Origin of the sequence: Mycobacterium sp. 852002-51152_SCH6134967 (assembly GCF_001667105.1) — a bacterium.
GTDB lineage: Bacteria > Actinomycetota > Actinomycetes > Mycobacteriales > Mycobacteriaceae > Mycobacterium > Mycobacterium neumannii_A.
This window is the reverse complement of the sequence record NZ_LZIK01000036.1, coordinates 137,253-157,001: the sequence shown is the minus strand read 5'-3', so window position 1 is coordinate 157,001 and position 19,749 is coordinate 137,253. Positions and strand designations below refer to the sequence as shown.

General features: G+C 67.1%; 23 protein-coding genes. 15 read left to right on the top strand and 8 right to left on the bottom strand.

All coding sequences use genetic code 11. The annotated features are described in order from the left end of the window. Positions 1–21 precede the first annotated feature (21 nt). Together A5790_RS12080 and A5790_RS12075 are read right to left on the bottom strand one after the other, a co-directional pair. Positions 22–735 (bottom strand): SDR family NAD(P)-dependent oxidoreductase, encoded by a 714-nt coding sequence (locus tag A5790_RS12080; RefSeq protein ID WP_066844084.1) that lies wholly within the window; start codon positions 733–735, stop codon positions 22–24. A 19-nt stretch (positions 736–754) separates the two neighbouring features. Further along, the gene (locus A5790_RS12075; RefSeq protein ID WP_066844081.1) at positions 755–1,564 is read right to left on the bottom strand and encodes a FadR/GntR family transcriptional regulator; all 810 of its coding nucleotides are present in this window, start codon (positions 1,562–1,564) and stop codon (positions 755–757) included. Between the two features lie 72 nt (positions 1,565–1,636). Here A5790_RS12075 and A5790_RS12070 point away from each other — a divergent pair, with 72 nt between their 5' ends. Then, the gene (locus A5790_RS12070; RefSeq protein ID WP_066844078.1) at positions 1,637–3,970 is read left to right on the top strand and encodes a CoA transferase; all 2,334 of its coding nucleotides are present in this window, start codon (positions 1,637–1,639) and stop codon (positions 3,968–3,970) included. A gap of 2 nt (positions 3,971–3,972) precedes the next feature. Here A5790_RS12070 and A5790_RS12065 read toward each other — a convergent pair whose 3' ends face one another. Beyond that, positions 3,973–5,214 (bottom strand): cytochrome P450, encoded by a 1,242-nt coding sequence (locus A5790_RS12065; RefSeq protein WP_066844075.1) that lies wholly within the window; start codon positions 5,212–5,214, stop codon positions 3,973–3,975. 105 nt (positions 5,215–5,319) lie between these two features. Between A5790_RS12065 and A5790_RS12060 the strand changes: the two genes are divergently transcribed. From A5790_RS12060 to A5790_RS12040, 5 genes are read left to right on the top strand one after another with little or no spacing between them, the layout of a single operon-like run. Continuing rightward, positions 5,320–6,435: an aromatic ring-hydroxylating dioxygenase subunit alpha gene (locus tag A5790_RS12060; RefSeq protein ID WP_066844072.1), complete on the top strand. Its 1,116-nt coding sequence runs from the start codon at positions 5,320–5,322 to the stop codon at positions 6,433–6,435. Then, entirely contained in the window at positions 6,435–8,036 is a 1,602-nt protein-coding gene (locus A5790_RS12055; RefSeq protein WP_066844070.1) for an AMP-binding protein, read from the top strand. The genes A5790_RS12060 and A5790_RS12055 overlap by 1 nt, the downstream gene beginning before the upstream one ends. Positions 8,037–8,048: 12 nt before the next feature. Next, positions 8,049–8,462, top strand: coding sequence for a nuclear transport factor 2 family protein (locus A5790_RS12050; protein WP_066844069.1), 414 nt, complete (start codon positions 8,049–8,051; stop codon positions 8,460–8,462). 53 nt (positions 8,463–8,515) lie between these two features. After that, positions 8,516–8,989 (top strand): MaoC family dehydratase, encoded by a 474-nt coding sequence (locus A5790_RS12045; RefSeq protein ID WP_066844190.1) that lies wholly within the window; start codon positions 8,516–8,518, stop codon positions 8,987–8,989. Next, the gene (locus A5790_RS12040; protein WP_066844067.1) at positions 8,989–9,408 is read left to right on the top strand and encodes a MaoC family dehydratase; all 420 of its coding nucleotides are present in this window, start codon (positions 8,989–8,991) and stop codon (positions 9,406–9,408) included. The genes A5790_RS12045 and A5790_RS12040 overlap by 1 nt, the downstream gene beginning before the upstream one ends. On the opposite strand, the gene A5790_RS12035 is transcribed toward A5790_RS12040, so the two are convergent. Further along, on the bottom strand, positions 9,400–10,857 hold the full coding sequence (locus A5790_RS12035; protein WP_066844065.1) for an aldehyde dehydrogenase: 1,458 nt from the start codon (positions 10,855–10,857) through the stop codon (positions 9,400–9,402). The two genes, A5790_RS12040 and A5790_RS12035, sit on opposite strands and share 9 nt — an antisense overlap. Positions 10,858–11,125: 268 nt before the next feature. Between A5790_RS12035 and A5790_RS12030 the strand changes: the two genes are divergently transcribed. Beyond that, positions 11,126–12,127 carry an alpha/beta hydrolase family protein gene (locus A5790_RS12030; RefSeq protein ID WP_066844062.1) on the top strand — a complete coding sequence of 334 codons (1,002 nt, stop codon included), beginning with the start codon at positions 11,126–11,128 and terminating at the stop codon, positions 12,125–12,127. A gap of 21 nt (positions 12,128–12,148) precedes the next feature. Here A5790_RS12030 and A5790_RS12025 read toward each other — a convergent pair whose 3' ends face one another. Then, positions 12,149–12,556 carry a hypothetical protein gene (locus A5790_RS12025; protein ID WP_066844059.1) on the bottom strand — a complete coding sequence of 136 codons (408 nt, stop codon included), beginning with the start codon at positions 12,554–12,556 and terminating at the stop codon, positions 12,149–12,151. Positions 12,557–12,663: 107 nt separating this feature from the next. Between A5790_RS12025 and A5790_RS12020 the strand changes: the two genes are divergently transcribed. From A5790_RS12020 to A5790_RS12000, 5 genes are all read left to right on the top strand, one after another. After that, complete coding sequence (locus A5790_RS12020) at positions 12,664–13,467, top strand: ketosteroid isomerase family protein (RefSeq protein ID WP_066844056.1); 804 nt, start codon at positions 12,664–12,666, stop codon at positions 13,465–13,467. A 46-nt stretch (positions 13,468–13,513) separates the two neighbouring features. Next, positions 13,514–13,951, top strand: a complete 438-nt coding sequence (locus tag A5790_RS12015; RefSeq protein WP_126315862.1) for a hypothetical protein — start codon at positions 13,514–13,516, stop codon at positions 13,949–13,951. Then, the gene (locus A5790_RS12010; protein ID WP_066844049.1) at positions 13,948–14,133 is read left to right on the top strand and encodes a hypothetical protein; all 186 of its coding nucleotides are present in this window, start codon (positions 13,948–13,950) and stop codon (positions 14,131–14,133) included. The genes A5790_RS12015 and A5790_RS12010 overlap by 4 nt, the downstream gene beginning before the upstream one ends. A gap of 117 nt (positions 14,134–14,250) precedes the next feature. Then, positions 14,251–14,832 (top strand): hypothetical protein, encoded by a 582-nt coding sequence (locus A5790_RS12005; RefSeq protein WP_174522722.1) that lies wholly within the window; start codon positions 14,251–14,253, stop codon positions 14,830–14,832. A gap of 25 nt (positions 14,833–14,857) precedes the next feature. Then, positions 14,858–15,223, top strand: a complete 366-nt coding sequence (locus tag A5790_RS12000; protein ID WP_066844047.1) for a DUF732 domain-containing protein — start codon at positions 14,858–14,860, stop codon at positions 15,221–15,223. Between the two features lie 16 nt (positions 15,224–15,239). Here the strand turns inward: A5790_RS12000 and A5790_RS11995 are convergent, their stop codons facing one another. The 3 genes from A5790_RS11995 to A5790_RS11985 form a co-directional block, all read right to left on the bottom strand. After that, positions 15,240–16,187, bottom strand: a complete 948-nt coding sequence (locus tag A5790_RS11995) for an ankyrin repeat domain-containing protein (protein WP_066844044.1) — start codon at positions 16,185–16,187, stop codon at positions 15,240–15,242. A 74-nt stretch (positions 16,188–16,261) separates the two neighbouring features. After that, positions 16,262–16,567 (bottom strand): hypothetical protein, encoded by a 306-nt coding sequence (locus tag A5790_RS11990; RefSeq protein WP_066844189.1) that lies wholly within the window; start codon positions 16,565–16,567, stop codon positions 16,262–16,264. A 187-nt stretch (positions 16,568–16,754) separates the two neighbouring features. Next, positions 16,755–17,567 carry a hypothetical protein gene (locus tag A5790_RS11985; RefSeq protein ID WP_066844041.1) on the bottom strand — a complete coding sequence of 271 codons (813 nt, stop codon included), beginning with the start codon at positions 17,565–17,567 and terminating at the stop codon, positions 16,755–16,757. Between the two features lie 45 nt (positions 17,568–17,612). Here A5790_RS11985 and A5790_RS11980 point away from each other — a divergent pair, with 45 nt between their 5' ends. From A5790_RS11980 to A5790_RS11970, 3 genes are all read left to right on the top strand, one after another. After that, positions 17,613–18,923 (top strand): NAD(P)/FAD-dependent oxidoreductase, encoded by a 1,311-nt coding sequence (locus A5790_RS11980; RefSeq protein WP_066844038.1) that lies wholly within the window; start codon positions 17,613–17,615, stop codon positions 18,921–18,923. Between the two features lie 33 nt (positions 18,924–18,956). After that, complete coding sequence (locus tag A5790_RS11975; protein ID WP_064348755.1) at positions 18,957–19,148, top strand: hypothetical protein; 192 nt, start codon at positions 18,957–18,959, stop codon at positions 19,146–19,148. A 108-nt stretch (positions 19,149–19,256) separates the two neighbouring features. Then, entirely contained in the window at positions 19,257–19,748 is a 492-nt protein-coding gene (locus tag A5790_RS11970) for an NUDIX domain-containing protein (protein WP_066844035.1), read from the top strand. Position 19,749 lies beyond the last annotated feature (1 nt).

Sequence of the window (19,749 nt, the reverse complement as noted above, 5' to 3'; positions counted from 1 at the left end):
GGGGCGGCGGAGCCACCGAAATCACGTATTGGCGCGGCGTTGTGCCTCGAGGGGGACGACCGGCGGACGGGCCGACGGTCCGCGCGTGATCGCATGCAACCTGATCTCCGGCACGTCCACCGCCGGGTCGACGGTGTCGAGCCAGGCGACGGCGTCGGCCACATCCGCTGCCCGGATCGCGTACATCTCGAACGGCACGTCCTGAAGCATCTCGGTCTCGACGGGCCCGGGAGTGACGACGTGCACATTGATTCCGTCGCGGTCGACCTCCTGCGCCAGCGCGCTGGCGAAAGCGTTCATGCCCGCCTTCGCCGCCGAGTAGGCGGTGCGGGCGCGCATCGGCTCATGCGCCGCCGACGACGAGATGAACACGAACCGGGAGCCGGCCCGCATCCGTGGCAGCGCGGCCGACGTCACCACGAAGCAGGAGTCCAGGTTCGCCGACATCGTCGCGCGCCACTGCTCGAAAGTCTGTTTGCGGGCGTAGGTTCCACCGAGGATCCCCGAGGCGTGCACGAGCAGGTCGATGGTGCCTGCCGCCTCGACGGCGGGGGCGAACCCCGACGGCAGGCTCGCGTCGGCGACGACGTAGCGCGCGCCCATCTCCTCGGCGGCGGCCCGTAGCGGCGCCTCCCGCCGTGCCGTCAACACCACGTCGTAACCGAGTTCGGCGAGCTTGCGCCCGCACGCCTTGCCAATTCCACCGCTACCGCCGGTGATCAAAGCCGTTCGCACGCATTGCCTTTCAAGCTGTCTAACGCTTCCGCTGCGCGAGCGCCTGCGGTGACAGTGCGACGATCCGTTGTTCGGGATTTCCTGCCAACAGGTAGGTCTGAGTGTCGGCGACGTGCTTGGCGGCCAGCTTTCGTGCGCGTTCGCCGTCGCCCGCCTCGATCGCGTCGGCGATCTTGGTGTGGACGGTCAACGCGATGCGGCGCTTGTTCATCGCCGGGTACTCGCCTTTGGCGGCGCTGTCTTCGGCCCACCAGTTCAGGTGCCCGGTCCATAGTGTCTCCAGGCTGCCGACGACCGCGATCATCGTGTGGTTACCGCAACCGCGGACGATCTCGTCGTGGAACTGCCCGCCGATCTCGGTGAATCGCGCTCCGTCGTCGATGTGTTCGGCCATCGCCGCATTGAGGTCCCTGAGTTTGGGGATGAGCGTCTTACCGCGGTCGGGTCCGCGCGCGGCGAGCGCCGCACACATCGGATCGAGTTCCTGTAGCGCCGTGCCGAGGTCGGCGAGCGGCACGTAGTCACTCTGCAGCAGCAGGCCCAGCATGTAGGCGGCGCTGGCTTTGGCGGGCGCGTGCACGACCGCTCCGCCACGGTTGCCTCGACGCACCGAGACGAGGCCTTCAGTCTCGAGAATTCGCAAGGCTTCTCGTAACGACACCAGGCTCACGCTGAATTGCTCGACGAGCACTTCCTGACGAGGCAGCAGGTCACCGTCGTTGAGCTCACCCTCGATGATCTGGCGGCGCAGCTCGTCGGCGACGATCTCCGCTGTGCGGCGCGCCCCGAGGCGGCGACGTGCCTCGGGCCCGATTCCCAGTGTTGTCATATCTTAGCAATATTAACAGTGATAGCCCGGCCACCTGCAGCGTTGCCTTGCCATGCGGCGATGGTCACTAAGATGACGGCGGACCGGGAGGTATGCGTGGGCGACGGTGTGAGTGGCACGGTAGCCACCCCGCTGCACGATGTGCGGGTCCTCGAGGTCAGCGACCGCATCGCCGGGGCGTACTGCGGCAAGCTTCTTGCCGACGCGGGCGCCGACGTGGTCAAGGTCGAACCACCCGAGGGGGATCCGCTGCGCCGGGTCACGGTCAGCGACAGCCCAATACATGACGACGCCGACTCGCCGCTGTTCTGCTATCTCAACGCTGGAAAGCGCAGCGTCACAGCCATTTCAAGTCATCTGCTGTCGTGCGCCGACATCATCGTGGTGACCGCGGATGAGGCCACGGCCCGACGGGACGGTGTCGACCCCGAAGCGCTGCTGGCGGCCTCGCCCGGATGCATAGTCGTTTCGATCTCGGACTTCGGCTGGACGGGGCCGTGGTCTCGGCGGCCCGCCACCGAATTCACGCTGCAGGCCGCGTCGGGGCTCACCGGATTTCGTGGCGATCCGGCGGGTCCGCCGATCTCGATCGGCGGAGACCTGGGGGAGTACATGGGTGGAACGTGGGCCGCCTACGGTGCGCTGGCTCTGCGGCGGCGCGTTTGTGACGGCGGAGCGGGTGGCCACCTCGACATGTCGCTGCTCGAGGCCATCACGCTGATGCAGAGTGGGGAATGGCTGCATTCGGCGCTCCTACAAGTCCCGCCCGTGCGGCGGTCGGTGGAGGTGCCGTCCATCGAACTCGCCAAGGACGGCTACGTCGGCATCAGCATGGTGACCGGCCAGCAGTGGCTGGACTTCGCCGCGATGGTCGACTGCCCGGAGTTGACGGAGATCGCGCAGTTGCAGTTCCAGATCGGCCGGTGGGACTACCGCGACTGGATCCGCGAACGCATCGACCCGTGGATGAGGGAACGCACGGTCGCCGAGATCGTCGAACTGGGGCAGCTGTTCCGGTTGCCGTTGGCGCCGTTGGGCAACGGCGCGACCATTCCGTCGATGGATCACCTTCGCGAACGTGGGGTCTACATCGACAACCCGGCCGGGTTCCACCAGCCAAGGCCCCCGTGGCTGATGTCGAGCGCGCGTCCCGCACCGGTCGCCACCTCACCCGCGGTCGGGGACGGTGACGATGAAACGTTCTGGGAACCACGGGATCTGCGTACCGAATCGGCGCCGACCGGGCGCATGCCGCTCGCGGGGGTGCGGGTCGTCGACTTCACCGCGTTCTGGGCCGGCCCGGCTGCCACCCATTCGTTGGCTGCGTTCGGCGCGGACGTCATCAAGGTCGAATCCATCCAGCGCCCGGACGGTATCCGCTATTCGGGCGGCATGCGCAAGGACGTCGACGACTGGTGGGAGTACGGCTGGGTCTTCCACGCGATGAACACCAACAAGCGGTCGGTCACCCTCGATCTGCAGTCCGAGGAGGGGCTCCGGCTGGTTCGGCGCCTCATCGGTCAGGCGGACGTCGTGGTCGAGAACTTCTCGCCGCGCGTGATGGAGCAATTCGGTCTCGGCGCAGCGGAACTGCTCGCACTCAATCCGCGCCTGGTCGTGGTGCGGATGCCCGCGTTCGGATTGACCGGACCCTGGCGCGACCGCGTCGGTTTCGCTCCGACGATGGAGCAGATCGCCGGCCTTGCCTGGGTCACTGGGATGCCCGAGGGCCCGCCGATCGCCCCGCGCGGAGCCTGTGATCCGCTCGCCGGTGCGCACGCCGCCTTCGCGACGCTCGCTGCACTCGAGTTCGCCGACCGTACCGGTGAGGGGCAGCTCGTCGAGGTGCCGATGATCGAAGCGGTGCTCAACGTAACAGCCGTTCAGACAATCGAATACGAGGTGTTCGGGCGGGTGATGGAACGACGGGGCAACCGGGGGTACGGGGCGGCCGTACAGGATGTCTATAGGTGCGCAGGCGACGACAGCTGGATCGCACTCGCCGCGCGCACCGAAGACGAAGGCGCCGCGCTGGCCGATGTCACCGGAGGTGCGGAGCTCGAGACCTGGCTTGGCGCACGCGACGCCGAAGCCGCCGTGGAGGAGTTGGTACGTGCGGGCGTGCCCGCCGCGGTCGTGGTGTCGCCGTCGCTCGTCACCGAGAACCCTCAACTGCGGCACCGCGGGTTCTTCGAACGCCTTCACCATTCCCGCACCGGGGAAAACCTCTACCCGTGCCCACCGTTCACGCCGCTGGCCGACAGTCAGACCTGGCTGCAGCGCCCACCGCCGACGCTGGGTGAGCACAACGCCGAGGTCCTCACCACACTGTGCGGTCTGACCGCAAGCGACCTGGAGCGGCTCGAGGCCCAGGGTGTCATCGGGTCGCGGCCGAAGGGGTTGTGAATTCAGCGTCCCCGCAGCGAGATCGGCATCGAGTGGTAGATCGTCATGTTGTTGGTGAGGCTCGGATAGGTGACGTCGACCCGTCCGAGCGTGATGTCTTCGGCCCTGCACAACAACTCGTCGAGCACAGCGCGAATCTCCGCCCGGGCCAGCATCGCACCGAGGCAGTGGTGTGGTCCGCCGCCGCCGAAAGCCACATGCGGGTTGTCCGCACGACCGATGTCGAACGCGAACGGATCGGCGAAGACGTCCTCGTCGCGGTTGGCCGACCGCAACATCGACACCACGCGCTCGCCTCGGGGGATCATGACGCCGTCGATCTCGAAATCGACCTTGGTGACCCTGCTCCAGAACGCCACCGGGGTGGACCATCGCAGCACCTCTTCGACCGCGGACTGGCGCACCGATGGGTCCGCGCGGTAGCGCTCGATCTGGTCGGGATTGTCGACGAACGCCCGGAGCCCGTAGGCCAATGCGTTCTTCGTGGTGTCGCTGCCCGCGAACGCGATCACGAAGAAGAAAATGTCGAGCTCGGTGGCCGGAATCGACAGTTGCTCGCCGTCCTCGTCGGTCACCACGGCCGTGGCCAGGGTGCTCCAGATGTCGTCGGTGGGTCGCAGGCGCTTCGCGGCGGTCAGTTCCGAGGCATAGGTGAAGACCTTGCCGAACAGCTCGAGATGCTGCTGTTCGGCCTCCCGTCCCGACGAGGCCGAATTCGCCTGCAGGATCAGGTCGAAGGTCTCGAAGATCTCCGGTCTGTCCTCTTCGGGTATGCCCACGATGTCGCCGATCACCGACATGGGCAGAGCATCGGCGACATCGGCGATCCAGTCTCCGCCGCCACGCTCCAGCAAGTGGTCGATCAGGCCGGCGGCCCGCGTGCGGATATCCTGTTCGAGCTTCCCGATCGCCTTCGGCGTGAACGCGTGTGACATCACCCGGCGCCGCTTGAGTAGTTCGGGCGGATCCATGTTGATGATCGTCGGGAACGCCCCCACCGCACCCACACCTTGGATCAGCGGTCCCTCGGCGGCGGTGAACGATTCGGTATCGCGGTGAATGCGGTGCATGTGATGCACCTTGGTCGTCATCCAAAAATCGCGCTTCAGCGTCGCCGCCACCCGGTCGGTGAGTTCGTGTTTGAAGATCGGTCGCTCGCGCCGCAGCTCTGTGAACAGCGCGTCGGGAAAACCGTTCTGCCACAACGCCGGATCGGACAGGTCGACCGGAGTGGTCGCTGTCATGCGCGGTTCCCTTCGCCGTCCTTGACCCAGAATGCCTAAAATAGTAAAAATAGGCAACGGACAGCGCCGCTGAGCCCGGCTGGTGCGTGCGCGGACGGAGTTGCGATGACGGATACGGTCGACGATCCCACCCTCGACCCGTCGGAGCGCGAGTTCGGGCCCAGCGGAATCAGCCTGTCGACCTACCGGTTCCCGACCGGATGGTTCATCGTCGGGTTCTCCTCGGACCTGGCCGACGGTCAGGTCAAACGCGCCCACTACTTCGGCGAGGAGCTGGTGATCTTCCGGACGCAATCGGGTCGGGTCAATGTGCTCGACGCCTACTGTCAGCACCTGGGTGCGAACATGGGCGTCGGCGGCACCGTCGAGGGCGAGAACATCGTCTGCCCGTGGCACGGCTGGCAGTGGACCGGTGAGGGCACCAACGCGCTGATCCCGTACAGCAAGATCGGCTGCAAACAGAACGTACGGATCAAGCGCTACCCGTGCACCGAGTGGTACGGCTTCATCCTCGTGTGGCACGAACGTCACAGCCGCGCGCCGTACTGGCAGCCACCGGTGTTACCCGAACTCGAGACCGACGAGTACTACCCGCTGCACCCCCACACCCGGATGGTCAACAGGGTCAAGGTGCATGCGCAGATGATCATCGAGAACGCGGCGGACCCCTACCACGTCCAGTACGTGCACAAGGCGGCCAATCCCGCCAACACCGCGTCGTTCGAAGTGTCCGGCTACCACCTGCATGCGACGGTGAACGCGAATTTCGGTGGGGGACGGGCCAAGACGTGGCTCACCCCGAACGGGCCCGTGGACGCGAAGATCATCTACGACAACTATTCGCTGGGCCTCGGCGTCGTGCGCTTCCCGTCGGAGCTGGTCGCCACCGTCCAGGTGACCGGCCAGACGCCGGTCGACGAGGACTACACCGATTACTTCTACACCCAGGCATCCATCCGCGAAGCCGGTGATCACGGCGACAAGCCCACCGGCCGGGCGGCGAAGTTCTTGCAGCTGCAGCAGGAAGTCATCAAACAGGACTTCTTCACCTGGGAGAACATGAAGTACCTGGAGAAACCGAACCTTGCGCCCGAGGAGGCCCGCGACTACGCCGCGCTGCGCCGCTGGGCGCACCGGTTCTATCCCGGTACCCAACCGTCGGCGACCGACTTCGGGTACACGGCGACCGGCGAACCCGACCCGTCCGCGGCGCAGGTTTGATGCCCACGGACCGGGCATGGCGCGTGGAGCCCGCGGCTTTCGGCGTCGAACGGTTCACGGTCGCTTCGGTTCTCGACCGCCGTGCCGACCAGTTCGGCGACGAGGTGATGATGTCGATCGACGGCGCGCCCATCACGTTCGCCCAGATGCGCGACCGGTCCCGCGCCGCCGCGGCGATGCTGGCCGATCGCGGCGTGCGCCGCGGTGACACCGTCGCGCTGTTCGCCGGTACCTGTCCGGAGTGGGTGTACTTCTGGCTCGGCGCCGCCCGGTTGGGCGCGGTGAGTGCGGCGGTCAACGCCGCGAACAAGGGTGATTTCCTGTCGCACGCGCTGAACGTGTCGCAGGCCAGGCTGGTGGTGACCGACGAGGCCCGTCGCGCTCGACTCGCCGAGGTGGTCGACCGGCTCGACGCTCCGGCGGCGGCCCTGCTGATCGACGATTCGGTCGCCGCGGAGTTGAGCACATCGCACGGCGCCACCTGCCCGACGGTGCACACCGATGCCGACGACGTAGGAGCGCTGTTCTTCACCTCGGGAACCACCGGTCCGTCGAAGGCGGTGGCGACCACGTGGCACTACCTGTTCGTCGCGGCCGCCACCGTCGCGTCGGCGTGGGAGTACGGCCGGGGCGACGTGATCTGGACGGCGATGCCGCTGTTCCACCTCAGCGCCGCCCCGACGGTGCTGGCGCCCATGCTCGTCGGCGCCACCGGCGTGTTGGCGGGCGCGTTTCACCCCGCCGAGGTGTGCGAAGAGCTGCGGGCCTGTGGCGCAGCGGGGTTCGCCGGGGCGGGTGCGATGGTGTCGATGCTGTGGACTCTGCCGCCCGACCCCCGCGACGCGCAGCTCGGGATCCGCTTCATCTCGGCCGCACCCATTTCGGCTGAGCTGTACCGCGCGATCGAGGACCGCTACCGGTGCCGCGTGGTGACGATGTACGGGCTGACCGAGGCGTTTCCGATCGCATATAAGGCGGTTTCGGACGACGGCGTCCCGGGTACGTCAGGGCAAGTCAACCCGGCCTTCGAGGTACGCATCGTCGACGGGGACGGCCGCCCCGTCGCCGTCGGGGTGACGGGTGAGATCGCGTGCCGGCCGCGGACAGCGCATGTGATGAGCGAGGGGTATGTGTCGTCCGCGCCCGGGCACCGCGGCCTGCGGATCGAACCCCACCCGGAGTGGTTCCGCACGGGCGATCTGGGTTTCCTCGACGACAACCAGAATCTGACGTTCGTCGACCGCGCCAAGGACTCGCTGCGCCGACGCGGGGAGAACGTGTCCTCGGTCGAGCTCGAGCAGGTGGTGATGCAGCACCCGGCGGTCGCCGAAGCCGCCGCGGTCGCCGTCCCGAGCGATGTGGGTGAGGACGACATCCTCGTCGTCGTGGCCGTACGTCCCGGTGCGGCGGTCGACCTTCCCGAGCTGCTGGACTTCTGCGCGGCGCGCATGCCGTACTTCTGCGTGCCCCGGTACCTCGAAGTGCTGGACGAGATTCCGAAGAACGTCATCGGGCGGGTGCGAAAGGATCTTCTGCGGCAACGGGGCCTGAGCTCGGCGGTATGGGACCGAGAAGCCCACGGCTACCTGCTGAGTCGGTGAAGGAGTCACACGATGGCATTGAGCTACCAACAGCAGTACGTGCTCGACGGGCTGGCGGGGCGGGCAGGAATCCTCAACCTCGACGCCAGGCACAACCGGTTGTTCTCCAGCGGTGACCTGACCGGCTGGCTCGCCACCTTCCGGCATTCCGGTGCGACCTACACCAGGGGCGAGGAGTCGTTCACCACCCTTGCCGACGCTTTCGACGGTGGAAATGGTCGGCGACTGGTCACCGTCGACCACGACATCACCGTCGACGGCGTCGAAGCGACTCAGCAGTGCGTCGCATTGCTGTTCTGTGACAACGAACTCCAGGCCACCGGCAGCTACACCGACCGTCTCGTCTACGAGCGCGGCGGGTGGTACTTCGCCTCGCGCCGACTGGCCTGGGATGCGGTTCCCCGTGAGAGCGCGCTGCCGGGGTGACCGAGACTGTGCGCTACGAGCTGGCGTTCGGCACATATGACGACGCGTTGCAGATGGTCGGCACGCGCACGGAGCCGCGGTACGCCGGGACCGCAGTGAGCGCGGCCCGCATCCAACACTTCGCGGCCATGGTCCGCGACTCCAATCCGGGCTACTGGGACGACGATTTCGCCCGCCGCCAGTGGGGCGGGTTGCTGGCCCCACCCGGGCTGCTGATGGGGTGGCTGATCCCGCCGCCGTGGCTGCCGAACCGCCGACCGCCGCTCGCCGCGATCGCGATTCGCGTGCCGCTGCCTGGGACGACGTTCATCAACGCCGCCAACGACGCCGAGTTCCCCTGCGCCATCGTGGAAGGGGATCGCTTGCACGTGATCGAGGAGGTCGTGTCGGTCTCGCCTCCAAAGCGCACTCGCCTCGGGATCGGCCACTTCGTGCAGACTTGCGACGAGTTCCGCCGCGACGACGGCACATTGGTCGCCGTCAACCGCAACACCTTGTTCCGGTTCACGCCCGAGGCGCAAACGTGATGGCGGAAGACGGCGTGCAATGGAAGCGGGTCACGGTCCCTACGGACCTGCCGGAACTGGTGGACCACATCGACTACCAGCGCGTCGTGATGAACCCCGGTGCGACATGGGATTACTTTCCGGCACACTACGATCCGCGCTACGCCGAACAGCAGGGGTATCCGACGATCTTCGTCAACACGATGCACATCGCCGGATTCGTCGACCGTATCGCCACCGACTGGGCCGGCCCCTACAGCCGGGTGGTGCGCCGCAAGATCACCCTGCTGGGCTCCATCTACGCCGGCGACTCCATGGTGGGTCGCGGGCGCGTCGTGGCCAAGCGGGACAGCGGCCTGGTCGATCTGCAGATCACCGTGAGCAACCAACGCGGCGAGCTGTGCTGCCCGGCGGAATTGACGCTCGAGCTGTCACGTTAGGTCGGGCATCTTGTCCGCGCTGATGGTCGTCTGCAACTCGACGTACTCGGAGAGTCCCTCCGCGCCGAACTCGCGACCGATTCCGGACTGCTTGAACCCGCCGAACGGCATCGTCGTATCGAGCGTGTACATATTGATCCCGTAGGTGCCGGTCCGAATCTGCGCGGCGATCTCCAGCCCGTGCGCGACGTCGGCCGTCCAGACCGAGCCTGCCAGCCCGTAGTCGCTGTCGTTGGCGATCCGGATCGCGTCGCGTTCATCGGCGTACGTCAGCACGGTCAGCACCGGCCCGAAGATCTCCTCGCGGGCGATACGCATCTCGTTGGTGGCGTCGGTGAACAGCGTCGGCTGGACGTACCATCCGCGCTCACGCGGTGAGTCGGTGCCGCCCACCACCATTCGCGCCCCCTCGGCGAGCCCCGCATCGATGTAACCCTGCACCCTCTGCTGTTGACGTTGCGCCACCAGCGGGCCGATGTCGGTGGCATCGTCGGCGGGATCACCCACCTGAAGCCCCGACATCATCGCGCTCAGCGCGTCCACCACATCGTCGTGTCGGCGTTCGCTCACCAGGATCCGCGTCTGCGCGACGCACGCCTGCCCGTTGTTCATCAGGCTGGCCGTCTTCAAATGCTCGACCGTGCGGTCGATGTCGGCGTCGTCGAGGATGATCGCCGCCGACTTGCCGCCCAACTCGAGGCTGACGCGTTTGAGTTGCTCCCCGCATACGGCGGCGATATGGCGTCCGGTGGGCGACGAACCGGTGAACGAGATCTTGTCCACTCCGGGGTGACGCACCAGGTGCTCACCGGTGTCGCGTCCGCCGGGAAGGACTGAGACGACGCCTTCGGGGAGGTCGACTTCCTCGAGCATCTCGGCCAGCCACAGCGCGTCGATGGGCGTCTCGGGAGCCGGTTTGACCACCACCGCACAGCCTGCGATGAGTGCCGGGATCATCTTCGGCATGATGAGGAACTGCGGCACGTTCCACGGCACGATCGCACCGACCACGCCGACGGGCGCGCGCCGGATCTGTACGTCGCCGAACAACCCTCGGCGCCGCTCGATCCACGGGAACTCCTTCGCGGTGGCCAGGATCAGATGCATCTGAGCCAGCGCGCCGGTGGCCTGCCCCAACCGGCTGAAGCTGCGCGGCGAGCCCATCTCCGCGGTGATGAGGTCGGCCATCTCGTCGGTGTGAGCCGCGTAGACCGTCGCGAGCTTCTCGACCTTCTCCATGCGTTCGTCGACGCTCATCCGCGGCCACGGACCCTCATCGAACGCCCTGCGGGCTGCCTGCACCGCGCGGTCGACATCGCCGGCGGCGGCCTCCGGTGTCTCGCCGATGCGCTCCTCGGTGTGCGGTGAGATGACCGCGATACGTTGCCCGGTGGCCGGCGCTTCCCATCGGCCGCCGATGAAAAGCCGTTCGTATGTCAGCGATCTCAAGACAGCGCCTCCTCGTCGACCCACGGGCGAGTTCCGCATCGAGCGCACCGTACGCCCGCCAAAGTCGCTATTTATGCAAACTTAGCAAAATGGCGCCGGGACGCTGCGCCGACTCGGCCGCGAAATGGCATTCCGGAAGGCGTCCACTCGAACTTTCCCTGCCGGAATGCCATTTCGCGAAAGAGGGGCGAGTGTTGCGAAAACCGCGGGTGATGGCTCTCGCGGGCGTATCGTCCGCTCAGGGTCGGCGATGATAGGGAGGTCATCGATGGCGCTCGTGAAGTGGCCGTCATTGCGCCGGGCTACGCGATGGGCTGCAGCGACGGTGGCCGCAGCGATGCTGCCGGCCCTCGCTGCCGGCGGTGCGAGCCCAACCGCACAGGCCTTTTCGGATCCGAGCCTTCCGATCGAACACCTGGAAGTGCCGTCGGCGGCGATGAACCGCACCGTTCGCGTCGAGTTCCTCGGTGCCGGCGACGACTCACCGGCGTTGTATCTGCTCGACAGCATGGAGGCGGGCGACGACCTCAACGGCTGGGACATCAACACCCAGGCCTTCGACTGGTATGACGGCTCCGGCATCTCGGTGGTGATGCCCGTCGGCGGCAAGTCGAGCTTCTACTCCGACTGGTATGCGCCCGCGGTCGGCAACGGCACGACCTACACGTACAAGTGGGAGACCTTCCTCACCCAGGAACTGCCGGTGTGGCTGGCCTCCAACAAAGGGGTCCGGCCGACCCGCAACGCCGTGGTCGGGTTCTCGATGGGCGGTTCGGCGGCGCTGATTTTGGCCGCCTACCACCCGCAACTGTTCAGTTACGCCGGATCGCTGTCGGGCTTTCTGAACCTGTCGGCACCCAACGGCCCGGGTCAGGTCAGGGTCGCGCAGATGTGGAACGGCGGCTTCGATCCCGCCGCGATGTGGGGCCCGCCCGGCGATCCGGCGTGGGCCCGCAACGATCCCACGGTGCAGGCCGGTCGGCTCGCCGCCAACGGAACGCGCGTCTGGATCTACTGCGGCGACGGCACGCTCACCGATCCCGCGCTGACCAATCCCGACGCACCCATCGCCGGGCTCGGCTTCCTCGAGGGCTTCGCGATCGAGTCGAACCGGGCGTTCGTCGACGCATACATCGCCGCCGGCGGGAACAACGGCGTCTTCAATTTCCCCGCGGGCATCCACAGCTGGGGCTATGCAGGCCAGCAGTTGCAGCAGATGAAACCCGATATTGCGCGAGTGCTCGAAGCCCAGCCGACAAACCAACGGTGAAGCGGCGCACACGGTTTCGCGCTAGGCGTCGTCGCTGGGGGTGGAGTCGGGATCGGATGCGTCCAAGACGCTGACCGCGATGCCGTACGGCAGGAACCGCACCTTGCGGGCGGGATCGGTGTTGTTCTTGTTGGCCCGCAGCGCATCCAACTCGGTGGGGTAGACCTGCTCGATGTGCGCACCGCCGTCGTCGTCCACGGTGTATATCGCCCACACCCCGTCACCGGTCTCCCCGGTGGTCTCCGGTTCGCGTCGGGGCCGCGACGAGCGGGTGAACTCGTCAACCAGGTTGGCCCAGCCCGCGCGTTCCCCTGACGTGCTGAAGAACCTGCCGAAGCCGTCGAGCGCGTCGCGCAGACCCTCACCGGCTTCGCGCACGACGCGGTCGAACTCCTCGGGGTCGAACCCGAACGGGCCGTTGCTGCTCATCGTGTCTCCTCCTGGGGCGCCCGCACCTGTGCGCGGTATCTCTTCCAGTGTGCCCGCATGCGGGGAAGTAGTCGACTGAAGCGATCCCGAAGTGGTAGGCAACCTCTATGGCCATCTCCCGGGCCGACGCCCTGGCCGCCGTCGAGCGATCCCCGGCCGCGGTCGCCGTCCACGATCGCGAGGCGTGGGTCGCGGCCTTCACCTTCGACGGGATCATCGAAGACCCGGTGGGTTCGCAACCGCACCGCGGGACGACGGCCATCGCCCGCTTCTACGACACCTTCGTCGGTCCGCGCGACATCGCGTTCCACCGCGACGTCGACATCGTGGTCGGCTCGACCGTGATCCGCGATCTGGAACTGGAGGTCCGAATGGCGGCCGGTTTGACGATGCGGATTCCCGCCTACCTGCGTTACCACCTCGAAGTCGACGCGGACGAGCTGAAAATCGCTGAGCTGTCAGCCTATTGGGAACTTCCAGCGATGGTCGGGCAGTTCCTCAGAGGCGGGATCCGATCGGTGCCCGCCGGGCTGCAACTGTCGCGGGCGCTACTGACGAACCAGGGCATCGTCGGGGCGCTCGGCTTTCTCGGCGGCTTCCGGGGGATCGGCCCCCAGGGCAAGCGACGGTTCGACGAGTTCCTGGCGGCTGCCCATGCCGGTGACGAGGTCGGGCTGCGGCGCTGGTTGGGCGGCGCCGCACAGATCACCGCAGGTGAGCACACGCCGATGGGCAGCACCGAGCTGCTGTCCCGGCTTGCCGGCGCCCGCTCGCGCAAACTGATCGGTTCGGGTCACAGCCTGGTGTGCGGCATTGAGGGCGCCGGGTCGCGCGATGTGCTCATCGCCGACGTGGCGGCGACACCGTTCTCGATCAGGCGAATCCGCTACTACGCCGCCCCGGTGGGCTGAACCACCCGACGTTTCGCGTCCTCGGGCCGGGGGCAACCCGGCAACCATGCGACACACTGATTCACGCGAGATCGCCGTTGTGGGCGTCGTCGTGGCCGCGGTGCTGGCGTCGTGCCTGATCCTGCCCACAATCGGACGGCTCGCGACGCTCGAGCAGATATGGGCGGCCGCCGCGATCTTGGGCATCCCGACCGTCGCGGTGCTCACTGTCAGCGGTTACCGGTACTACGGGCCTGCCCGCAGCATGGCCGTCGCGGTGGTCGTGATGAGCGTCGCCCTGCTCGCGAGCTGGGTGTTCTCGGTCTACGTGGTGGCCTCCGCGATGAGCGGTTCGACGACAACGCTGGCCATGGGGGTCCTGCTGTACGGGACACCGGCCCTCGTCGTGGCGGTGCTCGGGCTTCTGGCGCTCAAGCTGGTGCCTCCCCGGTCTCCGTCGAGGGACCGTTTGACCACATCCACGGCGGGTAATCCGGCCGCATGACTCCGCGCGAAGACGACGACACCAGCGAAGAGGGCGTCACCGAGGACGACCACGTGGCAACCTCGCGCGCCGGCAAGGACAGCGGCGGCGACGACGGCACCTACGTCGGCCAGACGTTTTCCGACGACGCTATCGACGCGGAGGAGAGCGGGGCCGAGGCACGCAGCAACGACGGTCGTTGACGGTAGGCATACGGGGTCGCGGAACGGTCGCGGGAACGCGAGAGGCGTGTACGAGGTGTCTCAATTCGGTCGCAGCGGTCGCGTCGCGTGCAGCGCGAACTGGGCGCGTGAGACTGTATGAGCACCATGCCTGTCGACGATGAGCCCACCGAGATCACCTACGAGGAATTCGGCCGCAGATTCTTCGAGGTCGCCGTGACCGAGCAGCGCGTCGGCAGCGCTATCGCCGACATCGCCGGCGACGAGTTCGAGATGGGCCCGATCGCTCAGGGTCCGGGCAAGATCGCGAAGGTCACCGCCAAGGTGCGGATCCAGGAACCGCGACTGACCCGCCACGTGGGCCCGATGATCACGTTCGCCATCCGCATCCCCCTGGAGATCGACATGATGGTCGATCTGCGCATCGACAAGCCGAAGTTCATGGTTTTCGGCGAGATCGCGCTGAATGCGACCGCCCGTGCCGCGGAACCGTTGCTGTTGATCCTCGACGTCGAGAAACCGCGGGCCTCCGACATCTCCATCCATGTCACGTCCAAGTCGCTGCGGGGGGAGCTGGTTCGCATCCTCGGTGGCATCGACGCCGAGATCCGGCGGTTCATCGCCGCCCACGTCGCCGGCGAGATCGACAGCCCGGCCTCCCAGAAGGCCAAGGTGATCGACGTGGGCTCCACCATCGACACCGCCTGGACGGGCGTCTGAGGGTTCCACAGCGTAGGCTTCCCGGGTGCTTAGCAAACCCGTGTCGGCGCTCGCGCTGACCTCCGGACTTCTCGCCGCAGCGGCCGTGGTGGCCGCGCCCGCGCAGGCCGACCCCGTCGACGACGCCTTCCTCAACGCGGTGTCCGAGGCCGGCGTCGTCATGAGCGATCCGAGCAGTGCCGTCGCCGTCGGCCAGCAGGTGTGCCCCATGCTGTCCGATCCGGGCCAGAACGCCGCCAACGTCGCGGCCAAGGTCGCCGAAATGGGCGGCATGTCGCTGGGCCCGGCGACCATGTTCACCGGCATCGCCATCTCGATGTTCTGCCCTGCAATGGTGTCGTCGATCGGCAGCGGTAACTCGCCGATCCCGCTGCCGTTCCTCGGGATCTAGACCCCGCGAGGGTCTGCTAAGGACGCAGGGCCGCCGTCACCCGCTCGACGCTGGCACCGGCCGCGAGGTCAAGGTGTCGTGCGGTCACCTCGGCGCCGCCGGTGCGCAGCACATCGACGACGTCGGCCACGACACCGGCCTTCTCGGCGCTGACCTCCGCCCCGAGAGCCCACCACGACATCAGCGCGTCGAGCCCGCGCCCGGGGTCGGCGCCGTGGTCGACGAGCGCCGCGACGGTCGCGGGCAGCACGAGCCGCGCGGCCCTGTCGATGGGTTGAGTACCGTCGGGCAGCGCTGCCTGGACCGGCGCACCGGCACGGACCAGGGCGCGCACCATTTGCGGGTTGACGTTGTCGCCGTCGCTGCTGAGCACGTGCAGTGGTGTCGCGCCCTCGGAGTCCAGCACCGCCGGGCAGACGCCGTTGGCCAGGGCGTGGTTCAGCGCCACCGTGCGACCGTTGCGCACGATCTCGTGCAGGATCCTGGTGTAGCGCTCACTGTGAGCCGACAACTCGATGCGGCGTCCCGCGTCGGCGCCGGCATCGATCAACGCCACCGCGATGCCCAACCCCGGTGAGCGCACCGCGTACCAGAGCGGTGATGCACCACATGCGTCCACGGGATCGGGATCGGCACCCATCGCGAGCAGTTCGATCACCGCCGAGTCGCCGCGCTGTGCCCGGTCGAACAGGTCAAGGACGTCCGGTGGTAACGGCTCGGTCCAATCCGGTGGGTCGACGCCGAGCGCGGCCAGCGCCCTCAACGAAGCCTCGCGTTTGGGGCCGAGGTCGTACCAGGGCCACGGGCCTTCGCCTCGGGCGACGAAATCGGAGACCGGCATGCGGGTTTCGGTGATATTCGGCCGTTCGCCGTCGGCGTGGTCGGTCCGGAAGACCACATCGGCGCCGTCTGACAGGATCACGACCCGTGCGGGCCCGTCCTGATACCGGGCGAGTTCGGCCACAGCCAGGATTGTGCCCAAACGCGAAGAGGGGCACCCTCGCGGGTGCCCCTCTCGTGCCCTCTTTCACAAACCGGCTACTTGACGTCTACGTAGACGAGACGGTCCTGATGCGTGATGAAGTTATGGCTACTCCCGATCACCGGGCTGCCCGCATCGATCCGGGTGAAGGTGGGGCCCTCGCGGACCGCGACCACCTCGGCCTCGCTCAGCGGGGCGGTGCCCACCTGAGTGACGACGACCCTGTATCCCTCAGCCTTGAGCTGGTTGATGGTGTCCTGTGCGTTCTGCCCCCCCGAAGGTGCGGCGGCCACTGGTGCGGCCAGCCCGATCAGGGCGGCTGCCAGTCCGCTCGCTACAGCTGCGATTCCTATCTTCTTCATATGCTGCCTCTTTTCCATGTCTGCGAGCCGCCGAAGCGGTCTTCCGCCAACGAATTTCGGTGTTGGGCGCGTTCGATCGACTCATAGGCGGCAACGAAGAAGGAGCCGGTTTAATTCCCTGGCAGGAAATGGCCGAAAGAATGGCAGATTTTAAGCGGCGCAACGTTGTTCGGTGTGCGCAATAACGTCAGAGCAGGCGGCCCAACCGGCTCAGTTGCAGCGGACGGCCGACGGCGCTCAACTGTCCGAGAATGTCCTCGAGCCTGGTCAGCGGCAGGTCCATCCGCCACTCCGCCACCGACGCCGACAGCCGTACCACCCCCGGCGCGAAGCTGATTCCGGTCAGTTGGACACCGTGCGGCAGTTCGGGCAGCCGCACGGGATAGGCCGGGGTCCGCGCCGGCAGCGGACAGCGGGTCCGGCGAAAGGTGATGCAACGTGGTTTGAGCCACAGCGTCGAGCCGTCGAGATGGGCGTCGACCTCGAGGTTGCCGGCCCCCGGTCGTCGTGCAAGGCGCAGCCGGGCCACACCGTCGGCGCCGATCGCGCCCGCGAGCCTCGGCGCGGCCCAACGGAACACGTCGTCGAGAACCGGCGCCGGAATCTCCAGCGTCAGCTCGACGGGCGCCGCGACCAGGACCGGTGGTGCCGTCGGTCGTATGTGGACGTTGTGCAACACCGCGGTGGCATGGTCGAACCGCGCCTCGTTGCACCGGATGTCGCGTGCGGCGAGCCGGACGTCGTTGAGCTGGCCGACCGACAGGCCGCGGGGGTCGAGATGCGAGTCGAACTCAGTGACCGTCAGCGTCAGGTCCGCCTCATCGAGTTTGACGCTGAGCCGCCTGCCCACCACCAGCCGGCGCACCGTCATGAACAGCGTGCGGTACGCCGCGGCGGCGCCTGTGGTGACCGGCGTTACCGCGGCCGACGACCACAACGCGGTCAACATGTCGATGGGTCGGAACGGATCGAATCGGCGCAGAGGTTCCGGGCGCGTCATGCCTCCAGCATTCCCCGCCGGGACCGGTTCCGTACAGTCGGGCCCATGACCTCCGTGGTAATCGTCGGCAGCGGCTTCACCGGTTTCGAATGTGCGCGGACTCTGGCCAAGAAATTGCGTAGAGAGCGCGCAGACGTCGAGATCTCACTCATCTCGCCGGTCGACTACATGTTGTACACGCCGCTGTTGCCGGACGTCGCGGGCGGCTTGGTCGATGCCCGCTTCGTCGCGATCCCGCTGGCCAACGCCTTACGCGGCGTGCAGGCGATCCGCGGCCGGGTCGACGAGGTCGACTTCAAAGGACGCACCGTCACGTTCACCGATCCCGAGGAACGGTCGCGCGCGCTGTCATGGGATCGGCTGGTGCTGACGCCCGGTTCGGTCACCAAGCTGTTCGACGTGCCCGGCCTCGCCGAGCACGCGCGTGGTCTCAAGTCGACCGCCGAGGCGTTGTATCTGCGCGATCACGTGATCCAGCAACTCGAACTGGCCGACGTCGACGACGATCCGGGCCGCCGTCAGGCACGGCGCACGATCGTCGTGATCGGCGCGTCGTACTCGGGGACGGAACTCGCGGTGCAACTGCGGGCGCTGGCCGACTCGGCCGCCAACCAGATGGGCTTCGACCCGAGCGAAGTCAAATTCCTGCTGCTCGACCTCGCCGAGCAGGTGATGCCGGAAGTCGGGGAGAAGTTGGGCGCTGCGGCGCAGCGTGTGCTCAAAGAGCGTGGCATCGATGTCCGGCTGGGGGTCACGCTCAAGGAAGTGCACGCCGAACACGTTGTGCTCAGCGATGATTCGCTGGTCCGCACCCATACCGTGGCGTGGGTCACCGGTGTGACGGGAGCGCCGCTGATCGAAAAGCTCGGGCTGCCGACCGAGCGCGGCCGGCTGAAAGTGACCACCGAGCTCCAGGTTCCCGGCCATTCCGGGGTATTCGCTGCGGGCGATGCCGCCGCGGTGCCCGACGTCACACAGCCGGGCAAGATCACGCCGCCGACCGCCCAGCACGCCACCCGGCAGGGAAAGGTGTTGGCGCGCAATGTCGCAGCCAGCCTCGGTGTGGGCAAGCCGAAGCGTTACAAGCACCGCAACATGGGGCTGGTCGTCGACCTGGGCCCGCGCTACGCCGTGGCCAATCCGCTCAACATCCAGTTATCGGGCTTTCCCGCCAAGGTCGTGACCCGGGCTTACCACGTATACGCCATTCCGCGGTTCGTCAACCGCTGGGCGGTAACACTGGCATATCTGACCGATGTGTTCTTCGACCGGCCCGTTGTCTCGTTCGGGCTGTCCACGCAGGAGGACGCGGAGTTCTCGGCCAGCGAGGGTATTCCGACGCCGAAAGCCGGCTGATTCAAACCCGTTGAACCGGGGAACTGTGTCGGCATGGCTACTTATCGCGTGCTGAATCCCAAGGGCGAGGTTGTCGACACGAAGGACATCGAGAGCGCCGACGACGCCCACGCCTGGTTCGTCGACCAGAAGGCCGACCCCGAGCTCGGCTGGCGCATGGAGGTCAAGAACGACGATGGCGACTGGGACTTCTTCGACAGCAGCGAGGGCGACCGCAAGTACTAGCGCTGACCGTCTCGTGCCACTCGCGGTCCGCGACCGACCTCTCTTGTACGCCTGGGCGCGGCATGTCGCGGTGCAGACACGGTCGCTCGCGGAAGGAAAAATGAGGGCGTGCCGAAGCTGAGTGCGGGACTGCTGCTCTACCGGGTGCGCGACGGCGCAGTCGAGGTGCTCATCGGCCACCCGGGCGGGCCGTTCTGGGCGCGCAAGGACGAAGGGGCCTGGTCGATCCCCAAGGGCGAATACGACGAGGGCGAGGACCCGTGGGCCGTCGCGCGCCGTGAATTCGAAGAGGAACTGGGTAAGCGCCCGCCGGAAGGCCCGCGCATCGAGTTCGCACCCGTCAAACAGCCGAGCGGCAAGATCGTCACCGCATTCGCGGCGCGCGGCGACCTCGACCTGGACGGCACCTTCTCCAACACGTTCACCATGGAGTGGCCGAGAGGGTCGGGCACGATCAGGGAGTTTCCCGAAATCGACCGGGTGGGTTGGTTTTCCGTGGCGCAGGCTCGGTCCAAGCTGTTGAAGGGTCAGCGGGTCCTGCTGGACCTGTTGCTGGCGGCAATCGCAGACGACGCACCGGTCGCGTCTCGATCGCATTGAT

What these genes read in the sequence shown, in the direction of transcription:
- A5790_RS12075 (WP_066844081.1), bottom strand. Translation starts at nt 1,564, where the DNA reads ATGACAACACTGGGAATCGGGCCCGAGGCACGTCGCCGCCTCGGGGCG.
- A5790_RS12070 (WP_066844078.1), top strand. Translation starts at nt 1,637, where the DNA reads ATGACGGCGGACCGGGAGGTATGCGTGGGCGACGGTGTGAGTGGCACG.
- A5790_RS12065 (WP_066844075.1), bottom strand. Translation starts at nt 5,214, where the DNA reads ATGACAGCGACCACTCCGGTCGACCTGTCCGATCCGGCGTTGTGGCAG.
- A5790_RS12060 (WP_066844072.1), top strand. Translation starts at nt 5,320, where the DNA reads ATGACGGATACGGTCGACGATCCCACCCTCGACCCGTCGGAGCGCGAG.
- A5790_RS12055 (WP_066844070.1), top strand. Translation starts at nt 6,435, where the DNA reads ATGCCCACGGACCGGGCATGGCGCGTGGAGCCCGCGGCTTTCGGCGTC.
- A5790_RS12050 (WP_066844069.1), top strand. Translation starts at nt 8,049, where the DNA reads ATGGCATTGAGCTACCAACAGCAGTACGTGCTCGACGGGCTGGCGGGG.
- A5790_RS12045 (WP_066844190.1), top strand. Translation starts at nt 8,516, where the DNA reads ATGGTCGGCACGCGCACGGAGCCGCGGTACGCCGGGACCGCAGTGAGC.
- A5790_RS12040 (WP_066844067.1), top strand. Translation starts at nt 8,989, where the DNA reads ATGGCGGAAGACGGCGTGCAATGGAAGCGGGTCACGGTCCCTACGGAC.
- A5790_RS12030 (WP_066844062.1), top strand. Translation starts at nt 11,126, where the DNA reads ATGGCGCTCGTGAAGTGGCCGTCATTGCGCCGGGCTACGCGATGGGCT.
- A5790_RS12025 (WP_066844059.1), bottom strand. Translation starts at nt 12,556, where the DNA reads ATGAGCAGCAACGGCCCGTTCGGGTTCGACCCCGAGGAGTTCGACCGC.
- A5790_RS12020 (WP_066844056.1), top strand. Translation starts at nt 12,664, where the DNA reads ATGGCCATCTCCCGGGCCGACGCCCTGGCCGCCGTCGAGCGATCCCCG.
- A5790_RS12015 (WP_126315862.1), top strand. Translation starts at nt 13,514, where the DNA reads ATGCGACACACTGATTCACGCGAGATCGCCGTTGTGGGCGTCGTCGTG.
- A5790_RS12010 (WP_066844049.1), top strand. Translation starts at nt 13,948, where the DNA reads ATGACTCCGCGCGAAGACGACGACACCAGCGAAGAGGGCGTCACCGAG.
- A5790_RS12005 (WP_174522722.1), top strand. Translation starts at nt 14,251, where the DNA reads ATGAGCACCATGCCTGTCGACGATGAGCCCACCGAGATCACCTACGAG.
- A5790_RS11990 (WP_066844189.1), bottom strand. Translation starts at nt 16,567, where the DNA reads ATGAAGAAGATAGGAATCGCAGCTGTAGCGAGCGGACTGGCAGCCGCC.
- A5790_RS11985 (WP_066844041.1), bottom strand. Translation starts at nt 17,567, where the DNA reads ATGACGCGCCCGGAACCTCTGCGCCGATTCGATCCGTTCCGACCCATC.
- A5790_RS11980 (WP_066844038.1), top strand. Translation starts at nt 17,613, where the DNA reads ATGACCTCCGTGGTAATCGTCGGCAGCGGCTTCACCGGTTTCGAATGT.
- A5790_RS11975 (WP_064348755.1), top strand. Translation starts at nt 18,957, where the DNA reads ATGGCTACTTATCGCGTGCTGAATCCCAAGGGCGAGGTTGTCGACACG.